This is a genomic window from Bacillus sp. GMs2/2 (genome assembly GCF_050172095.1).
Lineage (GTDB): Bacteria > Bacillota > Bacilli > Bacillales > Bacillaceae_G > Bacillus_A > Bacillus_A cereus.
Window position 1 is genome coordinate 1 of sequence record NZ_JBNLYE010000129.1, and the last position, 11,648, is coordinate 11,648.

The following is an 11,648-nucleotide window of genomic DNA, read 5'->3' on the forward strand; positions in this document are numbered from 1 at the left end:
GGCTAAAAATCGCTATTGTTTTATTTGAATCAACTGTATTAACAATTATATTATTCCAGATTTGGAAAACGTTTAAAAATAGAATACTAAATGATGTATAAAATTAAATAAAAAAGCTTAAAGGTACATTACTTACCTTTAAGCTTTTTTGGCATCATCTATATTGGGGAATAGGGATAAAAACGGAACTCTATATCCACGTAATGTAAAGTTATATTTCTCACCCGTTTTAATTTCTGCTTGAATATCAGCAGAATTAAACTTCATCATGAGAATACCATCAGTATTAGTTATTACTTTTTCAGTATCGTCATTTTGCTGGACAACAATATAAAATTTGTCATGTTTTCCATCTTTTTTTGAATATTTATCAGTTACCGTACCTTCAATGTTGGTAACGTGTATGTAATTTATGATGGAAGCTATTAATAGAGTTGGTACAATGACGAGGAATAGTATAAAACCAATTTTCCCTCTATTTTCTGTGCTGTTAGTTTCCTCTTTTGTCAAAAATCATCGTTCCTTCCTTATATTAAAACTAATTATATAATCTATGTAATTATAACAAAATAACTTTTTATAGATTATGCAATTATGCATAATCCTTTTTGCACGTTCATTAATTTTAGTTTTTATGAATATAGTTTTTTTGTAATTTCCCTACTATAAATCATGAAATAATTTTGATAAGGAGAGTAAACCGCAGACTTATTGCATTGCTTGTTTATTAATTAGTAGTGTCTGTTTAGTCCCTTTTTTCGGGGATGGGCACAAAAAAATTATATATATTTCAAATGTAACCTATCCCCTTATTTGAAATTTAAGCAAAAGTGAATTTTGGGACGTAAGAACTTTACAAAAAATATATGTAAAAATATTCCTTAACGTACAATTTTCTTTTTTGGGTCGTGTGACCCCTTTTAGCTTGCGACGGCGAGAAGAGGGCTTTTTTCGTTATTCTTCTTCGTTTTTCATTTCCCTATATAGGGTGGAACTGGAAACACCAGTCATATCCTTGATTTCTTTAACTGTAAATTTTTTAGATTGATATAATTCGATAGCTTGCTGAATTTTCTTTACATCCTTTTTAGGTCTTCCACCTTGTCTTCCTCTTGCTCTTGCCGCATTTAATCCGGCAACTGTTCTTTCATGAATAATATCCCTTTCAAACTCGGCAAAAACGGCAAACATACCAAACATAGCTCTTCCTGAAGCTGTAGAGGTATCAATGTTATCTTTCAAGGAAATAAAATGGACGTTTTTTTTGCGGATGATATCCATAATCTCATATAGCTGTTTAACAGATCGAGCTAGGCGATCAAGTTTATAAATAATAAAAGTGTCTCCTTCACGAAGCATGTCTAAAGCTATTTTTAATTCTTGTCGATTCTGTTTGGTACCCGATACTTTTTCTTGATAGATACGTTCACATCCATTTTTTTGTAATTCGTCTACTTGTATATCTAAGTTTTGATCTTGTGTACTTACTCTTGCGTATCCTATTTTCATGTTCCGCTACACCTCTGTTGCTAAATAGTAAAACTTTAACTTTTCATCATCACCACCTTATAAAAATATTATTTCTTTATGTTTGTATTGTACCATAAACGTACGTATTAGGGACGTAGTTTTTGTAATGAGTTTTGGGAAAGTTTTTCGACAAAATAATAGCAAAAATCACTCGGTATTCTAATGTCCCAAAAACAATCGTTTTTGAAATGCCTATAAATAATAAATCTAATAATTCTGTACTTTTTAATTGATAAGAGATTAATATAAAAATAGGTAATATTACAAAAAATATGAGGGGCGTTGATTATGAATTTTTTAAAAGACTTTAACTACAAAAATGAAGGTGATTATTTATATCCAGTTGAGTATTATCAATTTCGCCAAGCAAGCACACATAATACATTCAAAGTTGAATTATTATGTTTTGATGATCGTTATGCTTTCCGTTTAACAATTGATAATGGATCTATCCCTCCAAAGTATAGACTTGTAACAAATATCTCCTTTGAAATTGATGAAGAATTTGGATTTGAGCCTTATGATTTTAGTTCTAAACAAGCTACTCTACAAAGAGCAATTGATATGGCAAGTGCAATTGCAAAGAAATATTGTGAGAAACCAGTTACTCAATAATAAGTAAAGACCGGATATAATACAAAAATACCCCCTAAATTATAGGGGGTATTTTTGTACCATGTTGTATTTGAAGTTTTTATTTGCATTTTATCATTCAATAGGAAGGTATTTTTGTGAATCTCTTAAATGTAAAATTTGATGGTATTTTTCTTGCCTTTGTTCCCTCCAATGTTCTCGTTGATTTTTAATGATTTTTTTCACATGACACCATTCTGTAGAAGGATTTAGTTTACTATCTTTTATGTTTAATGTAGAAATGTCATTATAATTCTGGTGCCTGTTGTTATGCCAGATATGCTCTTCTTGTAACTTAAATATTGGAGCTAATTCAAGCGTATTTATATTTGCAAGAGGTTCATGATATTCGGTAAATAATAAATACTTTATGATAGGGAAGTGTTTGCAACCAGAATCAATGGATGGGACTCCATTAATCAATCTATATTTTTGTTCCTGTAGAGATACATAATATTCGTCATTTGATGTGTTTTCTATTTTCTCTAAAAAAATATTTTCTGTAATTTTGATAGGTTTGTTCCCCATAGAAAATCTGTTGTTAAATATATGAAAATGACAGTCACCATGTATATGAGCACTAATGGCATTAATGTTAGAGTTATGAACCAAATCAATTAATATATTACCTTTTGCTTTACCATCTTTAATTGTTCGAAATACAAAGATACATCCATAAATAAAATCATTATGATAATCAATCCCCACAAAGTCATATCGGTATTTGGAGTTTAATTCTAATGGTTCGTTATATCTAAGTCCTATTGTTAATTCGTACATTATTTCCTCCTATAATTGAGTTCTACCTTCACCCTTATTAGAATCATTGTATCAATTTAATTCCGAGTATGACTACTTGGAATTAAATCCAAATCAATGTTCCATGTTCTGCGAAAAGAATCCAAATAGATAGAATAAAAAATAATTTGATATAATAAAAGAGGAAAATTTAAACCTTAACAAGGATGGTGTTTTATTATGTTTGGGAGTCCGTTTTATCATGAACCACAAAGAAGAAACGTAGAAGAACTGAGAAGTAATAATTCCTTAGAAATGTGGTTAAAAGTGGGACAAAGGTTAGCACATCCACTGTATGTATATAAAATAGAAATTACAAAAATAATGGCATTTGAAGAAGAGACATCTTATAGAAGCCGATATTCTAGTGCGGAAATTTATGTGAAACCATATGTAGATGAGAAGGATGAAAAATGTGTGTTTAAAGAATATAAGATAGATGTTGATGGAATAAACAAGGATAAATGGTTTCTAATTGATAATATGGAAGGGTGAGTATTTTGGAAACGTTAAACATTCATAACGGATTGCCTGAAAAATTATTATCAGAGTGGCATCCTACTAAAAATCATGGGATTAATCCAGATGAATTAACTAATGAAAGTTGGGTTTCTTTGCCCATCCCCCGAAAAAGAGGAATAAGACAGAAACTACCAATTAATAGACAATCAACGTAACAAAAAGGTAGCATTTTTATATTGTGACAAATTATTTTTGGTACAGTATTTTGTTACGGCTAATTCAACAGTTAAGACATTTCATATTTTCAAATAGAAATTGTAACAAAAACGAACGTTTATGTTACAAATCGAACAACTAAGGCTGAACCCTAAATTTGTCTACAACTAGTATGGAATATTTTGTCTTAATCCCCCTTTTCGGGGGATGGGCAAAAACATCCAAGTTATGAATATATTTGGTGGATATGTCCTGAAGGTCATGAGTGGGGAATGAGTATTTACGATAGACAACAGAAAAAAGAATGTCCAAAATGTTTAAGGCTTAAAAAGGCTACAAAAAGAGCTGAAGTAAAAGAAGAAAGACAGATTAAAACTCTTGAGGAAGTAGATCCTGAGTTGGCTAAGCAATGGCATCCAATAAAAAATGAGGGTATTACTCCAGATGCTGTTGTATTCGATGAAGGTAGAGTACGTAGATGGTGGCAATGCAAAAGAAATCATGAATGGGAAGAAACGATTGAGAGTAGACATAAAAATAAAAGTGTTTGCCCATATTGTGCAAATAAGAAGGTATGCGAGGATAACTGCTTAGCCACAGTATATCCAGAAATAGCAAAGAATTGGTTTGTATTTGAAAATAGCACGTATTCTGAAGTTAGGACGGCATATAATGTGATGTATAATTCTTCAGAGGATGCGTATTGGATTTGTGAAAAGGGGCATGTATGGAGAGAAAAAATTAGTGAAAGAGTTAAGAATGGAAAAGGGTGCCGGAAGTGTGAACTTTTTCAAAATTCTTTAGCCCTTTTAAATCCTGAGTTGGCTAAAGAGTGGCATCCTACTAAAAATGAAGGACAGTATGGAGTTAAACCTCCTGAGGAAACTAAGATTAATTCTAGCCAAAGCGTTTGGTGGCTTTGTAACACTTGTGGAAATGAATACAAAGCACAAGTAGGTGCTAGACATAGAGGAGAAGTAAAATGTAAGGTTTGTCACCCATCACAAACAAAAGGAAGAATAGCTATTCAAAAAAGAAAAGGGAAATTTGAGATGTACACTGACATGGAAGATAGACGTGTTATTTTTGAAAATCAGTTAAAAGAAAAAATAATACGTAAAGAAAATGAATGAATTTAAAAATAGAATCGTTAGATAAAAGGCCTGATACCACAAATAGGTCTTTTTTTATGAGCTATATAATATTTGATATACTAAAAGAAAAAATTAGGATGATATGGGTATGCCAACAAAGGAATTCAAAGACACAGTACAGCATTTTTCTTTATTCTTACTAGATAAAGGAAGAAAACCATCTACAATTAAACGATATGTTTATGATATTGAAGATTTTGGTCAGTGGTTGCAAAACTCTTCAAAAATCCCTACATGTAATATATGGATGGCACTTGATACAAAGGATTATGAGGAGTATTTTTGCGATTTAAAGAACAAACGACAATACTCTGACAAAACAATGCACCGTGTTTATGTCGTCTTAAACAGACTGTATCAGTATTTGAAAATCCCAAATCCGTTAGAAGACATGCAACTTAGTATGCTACCGAATCGTGCGTTACGTGATGAAGATTTTATTTCAAAAGAAGAAGAGAAAAGGCTAAAGTACATTTTAACTTCATTAGAAGGATTAACAGAAAAACAACGTTCCGTTCGTACAGTACTTATGGATCGTAACATTTCTATGGTACATTTGCTCATTCATAATGGATTATCCTTACAAGAACTTGTAGGTTTACAGATGAATCACGTCCATTTTGAAAACAATACAATCTTAGTACCAGGAATAGTGGGTATAGAGAGAACGATTCATTTAATTGAAGACGATAAAAAGATATTATTTAACTATTACAAAACAATTCCAGAACCTGTTCGGCCCAAATATCATAGTAATGACCCCTTATTCGTAGCATTTGATTTTACTCGAAAAACTTATCATTGGTCATATGACAACGATGCTCCAAAAGCCTTAACAGAAATTGCTGTTCAAAAAATGATTCGACTTGAAGTTGAAAGAGCGAATTTACGAAAAGGAATTTCAGCACAACATCTACGGAATACCTTCATTTTACGGCTAATTGAAAATGAAGTTTTAGAAGAGCAAATTATAAAACATGTAGGCTTTAAATCTAAACTTGCGTTAAAAAGATATTATGATTACAACGATTAAGAATAAAGAAGGAAGGTTGTATGAAGAAAAATAAGAAACAAGAGCTACAGTATATCAGTTAATAGAAAAGTAAAATAAGATCGAGATATTTCGATCTTATTTTGTATGTATTCACCAGTAAGATATACTCTTAGATAAGGAGGTTAATACAGTGAAGAGCTTGACAATTGAAGAGGTTTATCAACAAATTCTAGATGGAAAGAGAAGAATGTTTCCAAGAGGAACTTGGAGTGAAGATATAGATAGAAACTTGATTAAACGTGTTACAAGATATCTAATTGAAGTTATCTTACAGTGGGACAAAAATCAGATAAAAGAAAAATGGGATTTATCAATTATAAAGAAACATAAGCTAGGAGGAGCAATTGCTATCATTTATAATGACAGTCCATTTAAAATGCTAAATGATGCATATCCAGGACTTTTAAAAGAATGGGAATTGAAAATGGCTCCTCTAAATTATTGGACAAAAGAAACAGGATTAGAAGCATTGCGTTGGACAATTGAAGAAAAAGAACGACTTACAATGGAACAATTAAAAGAAGTGTACAATCATAAATGGCTCATAAAACATAAGTTACATGCGCCATGTCATCGATTATGGGAAAATAATGCTTACTTAATGATAAATGACTTGTATCCGAATCAATTTAAACCGTTTCATTTCAAATGTGCGACTACAAATTATTGGACAAAGGAAATCGCATTGCGAGAACTTGCATGTGTTATACAAGAAGAACGGCTTGGAGATGAGGAACTTTTAGAAGTATTCAGTGCGAAATGGATTGCTACTAAAAAGTTAAGCACTCCTTTACTGAGGTACTGGCAAAGTAGTCCATTTAAAATGCTAAATGATTTATATCCAAATAAGTTTAAACCTTGGCAATTTAAGAGTGTACCCTCAAATTATTGGACGAAGCAAAATGCAATAAAAGCTATTCTTCATATTATACAAAAAGATAATCTACAAAAAGATGAACTACCTAAAATAATGGGTAGTAAATGGTTCTACAAAAATAGATTAGGTACACCTTTTCAAAAATTTTGGGAAGCAAGTCCATACTCTGTGTTAAATGATTTATTTCCAGATTATTTTCAACCATATCAATTTAGTAGAACTCCTAACTTATATTGGACAAAAGAACGATCCCTTCAAATTCTGTCGGAATATATTCAACAAGAGGGTTGGAGTGATGAGGAAATCTTGGAAAACGTTACTTTCCAATGGTTAATTGACCGGAATTTATGGACACCAGTATCAAATATTTGGGAAAGTAGCCCCTTTAAGATGGTTAATGATTTGTATCCAAATAGATTTAAGCCATGGCAATTCAAAGCTACTTATCGTAATTACTGGACAAAAGAAACGGCACTAAATGCTTTAAAATGGACAATTGAGGAGAAGGAATGTTTGTCTCGTGAAGAGTTAATAGATGTATATTCGCAAAAATGGTTATTCAAACATCGACTTCAAACTCCTTGTAAAAAGTTTTGGAAATCAAGTCCGTTTGCTATGCTAAATGCCCTATACCCCAATAAATTTAAAGAATGGGAGTTTTTTAGAGTACCCTCAAATTATTGGACAAAAGACAAAGCCTTGGAAGAATTACGCTGGATAATTGAAGAAAGAGAAAAATTATCAAGAAAAGAATTGTTAAATATTTTTAGTGGATCATGGATAAAAGGACAAGGGCTAAGTCATCCACTACAAAAATTTTGGAGTAGTCGTCCTTATCATATGTTGGATGAATTGTATCCAAATCGTTTTAAAGAGTGGGAATTAAAGAAAACACCTACAGGATTCTGGACAAAAGAAAAAGGACTCGAAGCATTACGTTGGACAATTGAAGAAAAAGAGAAATTAACAAAAGTTGATTTATTACAAATATATAGTAAAAGATGGTTAAGGGAACATGGATTATCCACACCTTTACAAAGGTTTTGGAGAGGGAATATAAATTTAATGTTGCAAGAACTATATGAGGTCCCGTTATCCAAATGACACAAGCCCTATGCTTATATTTTGTCTTATTCCCCCTTTTCGGGGGATGGGCAAAAACACCCTTAAAAAGATATTAGGCCTCACCATACCATTTCGGGAAAATTGTACGTTTAGACACAATTTGGACACATTTTTACCGATTCCGTATTTACATAGGGGAATCGGTATTGGGTGTTAATATCTATTTCTTGCATATTTTGTTCGCAAAGGTCTTAAATGATGAATCGATGTCTTTTGCTGTACATTCCAGATATAATCGCCTGTTAATGCAATATGTTCCCAACCTAATGGAGAAATGTGTTGCACATATTCTTCTGGAATTTCCATTCCTTGAGATCGTAATAATTCAATCGCTTTTTCAATATACACTGTATTCCAAATAACAATTACAGAAATTAATAACTGAAGACCATTCACTCGATGCAATTGGTCTTCATAAGAACGATCACGTATTTCTCCTAATCGATGAAAACACACAGCTCGTGCAAGTGAATGTTTCGCTTCTCCTTTATTTAGCCCCACTTGAACGCGCCTTCTCAGTGCAGGATCTTGTAGCCACTCTAATGTATATAATGTTCTTTCTATACGTCCAATTTCTCGTAATGCTACCGCTAAACTATTTTGCCGTGGATAAGATGCTAACTTTTTTAAAATAAGAGATGCAGTAACCGTTCCATTTTGCACAGAACTGATTAATCTTAATAATGCATCCCAGTTGTCTCGTATATGTTTCATTTGTATAGTGCCGCCAATCATAAAGTTTAGCTCTGGATAATAGGAAGGTTTGTCGATTGTATAAATTTTCGTCTTATCTATACTTTTAATTCTCGGAGAGAATCGAAACCCTAACATATGACACATAGCAAATACATGATCTACAAACCCAGCAGCATCCGTATAATGTTCTTCAATTCTAGTATCGGCTTCATGGTATAATAATCCGTCTATAATATGAGGCGCTTCCTCAGAAGAACTAATGACTTGGGCGTAAAAAGGATCATATTGATCTGAAATATGAGTATAGAAGTTTAGCCCAGGATCTCTTCCATGTTTGGCATTTACTTGAGCTAATGGACTAGAAGCCCCACTTGACCTAAAATATTGTCCATCTGAAGAAGAAGTGGTTCCATTGCCCCAATAGGTAGCATGCCTATTTTGCCGTTGAAAATTTGATAAGACTCCCAGAGCTTTTGTATAATTTTCATCACTGATATACCAATCTGCTATCCAAGCAAGTTGGGTATAGGTAATCGTAGGACATGCATCAGCCATTTTACTCAATCCAAGATTAATTCCCTCGGCTAAAATAGCCGCAAATAATGTAGTTTCATCTTTTGGCCCCGTTTTCGTATGAAGATGTACAAACTGTTGACTAAACTGGGTCCAAGAGTCTACTTCTACTAATAGTTCTGTTAGCTTAATACGTGGTAATACATCATAAATAGCCCTTGTAAGATCTGCTACATCGTCTGGAACATCCTTTTTTAAAGATGGAATTTGGATGTGACCGCCATAAACAGAAACATCCGATAATTCTTGGTTTCGAATGAGTTGATTTACCATTGTTAATTGTTCTTGCATCAATCCGCATCGATTTTGTATATACTCCTCTACATTTGTAGCAATAGACAACGGAATTTGTTGTTTTCTTTTGATTTCTTCCCAGGTTGGTACCGGTAATAAGTACTCATCAAAGTTTTTGTATTGTTTACTTCCTGGTACCCATATATCTCCCGAACGAAGGTGATTACATAATTCTGTCCATACACTAAATTCATAGTAATGACGGTCAATGCCATCTTCTTTTAAAACATGTTTCAACCATTTGGATTTTATAAAATCCATGGGAGCAAATTCAGGAACTTTTCTTTTCTTGGATGTATTCAGTTCCTTTAAGATTTCAAGTGCTTCACATAATGTTTGGGTGATACCAGAAGATTGAAACGTATAAATCTGTAAAAGTCGCGGGGCAAACTTACGAAATTGTCCATAATAGGTATCCAGTAATTCTAAATAATCGAATTCTGCAGGCCTCGCCAACGCTTCCGCTTGTTCTACCGAATGAACAAATTGGTCCCATGGTATAACAGCTTGTAAAGATACAAAAGGATCTTGTTCGGTTTCTTTTGCTTCAATTAAAGCCTTCCCAAGTTTTGCAAATAAGCGGATTTTCTCATTAATTAATTTTCCGTCATTTTGAAACGAATCGTTATGTATTTTTTCTCCTCGTTTAAACATGCGCCCAAGTAACTTTTCATTTACATATAAACCTTGGTCGATTAAAAAAGCATAAATATGAATTAAAAATGCCATTAAAGTTGCATAACGTTTCAGAGAATGGAACCGAGACAAATGTTGGGTGGAATACCGAGAGCCTTCCCTAGCTAATTGTAGTAATCTATTTTGGTGAATCTCTTGTCCGTTTTCTAATGGTAATGCGAGCTTTTGAATAAATTGAATGCGGTCTAATATTTTATGAAAACTTTTAAGTGAAACCGTTCCAGGTGGTTTTCGTAACCAGGATAAATTTGTAATATGTTTGTCTGCAGACTTTGTTAATAGCTGGTCTAATTGTAAAAGTTGTTGTGGAGATAACGCTTTTGTTAACTTTTTAAACGTTCGCCTTTCTGCACGTTCACATACCGCCCAAACTAAATGTTCTATGGCATAAATGGCAGGAAGAATAATTTTTCTTTTTCGCATTTCTTGTATCAAAAGGTCAACTAAAACCAGGCCTTTATCTGTTCCCATAGCAGTTGGAAGAAGCCAATTTGCTAACTCTCGATATTCTCGTAAGGTAAAAGAACGAAATCCAAAATGTTTTCGAATTTTGCTGATGTGTTCTCTCCTTGTTGTATCGCGAATTTTCGCATAATGATGTATAGCTGCAGGCACGATTCCTAATCTTTTTGCAAGCAACGACACAAGAAAATTGGGTATTTTTTCTCCAGAAGCGAATGGCCGACCAGGAAATCGTAAATAAGCCAATTGAACCGCAAAACCTAATTGATTCGTTGCGCCGCGTTGCTGACGGATGATTTGTATATCTTCTTCAGATAATGTGTAGTATCGTATCCGCTCTCGTTCACTCATCTGGTCTGATAATTCATAAAAGTATTCTCGTTGCGTTTGAGTAAGAACTTCTCTCGTCGCCATCTGAAATTCCTCCTATTTTTGTAAATAACGATACACTGTTGTACGAGAAATCTTTAATATTTGCGCAATATCTTTTATGGGGGTTTTCTTAGACACGAGTGTTTGTATCATTTGTTGTTCTTTTTCTCCTAATTTTTCAGGCCTTCCACCAAAACGTCCCCGAGCCCTTGCGGCAATTCTTCCCGCCTCTGTCCGTTCACGAATGAGGTTTCTTTCAAATTCTGCAAAAGAAGCAAATAAGTGAAACATTAATTGTCCTGTAGCGCTAGAGCGATCCATCGTGATATTTTCTTGTACACTATAAAAACTAACGCCCTGTTCATTTAATTCATTTACAATTTGGATAAGATGATGCATCGTTCTTCCTAAACGATCGAGTCGCCAGACTACCAAAGAATCACCAGGTCTCACATATTGAAGAGCCTTTTCAAGACCGGGCCTTTTTCCAGCGATGCCACTCAACTTGTCTTCAAATATTTCATCACATCCATACACCTTTAAAGCATCTATTTGTAAATCCAAATTTTGATCTACAGTTGATACACGAACATAACCAATTTTCAATTTGTAGTCTCTCCCTGTTCAATAATTTAATTTCAGATAGATATCTGAACATACATAATTGTACACTGTTTATGGACACGTTAATAGTAAAAATTGTAAT

11 protein-coding genes are annotated in these 11,648 nt (G+C 33.2%); 6 read left to right on the top strand and 5 right to left on the bottom strand.

Annotated features, from left to right (window positions below):
• Positions 1–138 precede the first annotated feature (138 nt).
• Both ACQGS6_RS16310 and ACQGS6_RS16315 read right to left on the bottom strand, forming a co-directional pair.
• On the bottom strand, positions 139–510 hold the full coding sequence (locus ACQGS6_RS16310; protein WP_216105190.1) for a DUF1523 family protein: 372 nt from the start codon (positions 508–510) through the stop codon (positions 139–141).
• 444 nt (positions 511–954) lie between these two features.
• Positions 955–1,509 (bottom strand): recombinase family protein, encoded by a 555-nt coding sequence (locus ACQGS6_RS16315; RefSeq protein WP_426965313.1) that lies wholly within the window; start codon positions 1,507–1,509, stop codon positions 955–957.
• 309 nt (positions 1,510–1,818) lie between these two features.
• On the opposite strand from ACQGS6_RS16315, the gene ACQGS6_RS16320 reads away from it, so the two are divergent.
• Positions 1,819–2,145, top strand: a complete 327-nt coding sequence (locus ACQGS6_RS16320) for a hypothetical protein (protein WP_426965314.1) — start codon at positions 1,819–1,821, stop codon at positions 2,143–2,145.
• A gap of 93 nt (positions 2,146–2,238) precedes the next feature.
• Here the strand turns inward: ACQGS6_RS16320 and ACQGS6_RS16325 are convergent, their stop codons facing one another.
• The gene (locus tag ACQGS6_RS16325) at positions 2,239–2,943 is read right to left on the bottom strand and encodes a hypothetical protein (RefSeq protein ID WP_426965315.1); all 705 of its coding nucleotides are present in this window, start codon (positions 2,941–2,943) and stop codon (positions 2,239–2,241) included.
• A 198-nt stretch (positions 2,944–3,141) separates the two neighbouring features.
• Between ACQGS6_RS16325 and ACQGS6_RS16330 the strand changes: the two genes are divergently transcribed.
• From ACQGS6_RS16330 to ACQGS6_RS16350, 5 genes are all read left to right on the top strand, one after another.
• Positions 3,142–3,456: a hypothetical protein gene (locus ACQGS6_RS16330; RefSeq protein ID WP_134996299.1), complete on the top strand. Its 315-nt coding sequence runs from the start codon at positions 3,142–3,144 to the stop codon at positions 3,454–3,456.
• A gap of 5 nt (positions 3,457–3,461) precedes the next feature.
• Positions 3,462–3,638 carry a hypothetical protein gene (locus tag ACQGS6_RS16335; protein WP_426965316.1) on the top strand — a complete coding sequence of 59 codons (177 nt, stop codon included), beginning with the start codon at positions 3,462–3,464 and terminating at the stop codon, positions 3,636–3,638.
• 237 nt (positions 3,639–3,875) lie between these two features.
• Positions 3,876–4,772 carry a zinc-ribbon domain-containing protein gene (locus ACQGS6_RS16340; protein WP_426965320.1) on the top strand — a complete coding sequence of 299 codons (897 nt, stop codon included), beginning with the start codon at positions 3,876–3,878 and terminating at the stop codon, positions 4,770–4,772.
• Positions 4,773–4,881: 109 nt separating this feature from the next.
• Complete coding sequence (locus ACQGS6_RS16345) at positions 4,882–5,826, top strand: tyrosine-type recombinase/integrase (protein WP_426965317.1); 945 nt, start codon at positions 4,882–4,884, stop codon at positions 5,824–5,826.
• Between the two features lie 151 nt (positions 5,827–5,977).
• Positions 5,978–7,828, top strand: coding sequence for a hypothetical protein (locus tag ACQGS6_RS16350; RefSeq protein WP_426965318.1), 1,851 nt, complete (start codon positions 5,978–5,980; stop codon positions 7,826–7,828).
• A gap of 174 nt (positions 7,829–8,002) precedes the next feature.
• Here ACQGS6_RS16350 and ACQGS6_RS16355 read toward each other — a convergent pair whose 3' ends face one another.
• Positions 8,003–10,984, bottom strand: a complete 2,982-nt coding sequence (locus tag ACQGS6_RS16355) for a Tn3 family transposase (protein WP_426965319.1) — start codon at positions 10,982–10,984, stop codon at positions 8,003–8,005.
• A 12-nt stretch (positions 10,985–10,996) separates the two neighbouring features.
• Complete coding sequence (locus ACQGS6_RS16360; RefSeq protein ID WP_030022238.1) at positions 10,997–11,548, bottom strand: recombinase family protein; 552 nt, start codon at positions 11,546–11,548, stop codon at positions 10,997–10,999.
• Positions 11,549–11,648 lie beyond the last annotated feature (100 nt).

What these genes read in the sequence shown, in the direction of transcription:
- ACQGS6_RS16315 (WP_426965313.1), bottom strand. Translation starts at nt 1,509, where the DNA reads ATGAAAATAGGATACGCAAGAGTAAGTACACAAGATCAAAACTTAGAT.
- ACQGS6_RS16320 (WP_426965314.1), top strand. Translation starts at nt 1,819, where the DNA reads ATGAATTTTTTAAAAGACTTTAACTACAAAAATGAAGGTGATTATTTA.
- ACQGS6_RS16325 (WP_426965315.1), bottom strand. Translation starts at nt 2,943, where the DNA reads ATGTACGAATTAACAATAGGACTTAGATATAACGAACCATTAGAATTA.
- ACQGS6_RS16330 (WP_134996299.1), top strand. Translation starts at nt 3,142, where the DNA reads ATGTTTGGGAGTCCGTTTTATCATGAACCACAAAGAAGAAACGTAGAA.
- ACQGS6_RS16345 (WP_426965317.1), top strand. Translation starts at nt 4,882, where the DNA reads ATGCCAACAAAGGAATTCAAAGACACAGTACAGCATTTTTCTTTATTC.
- ACQGS6_RS16355 (WP_426965319.1), bottom strand. Translation starts at nt 10,984, where the DNA reads ATGGCGACGAGAGAAGTTCTTACTCAAACGCAACGAGAATACTTTTAT.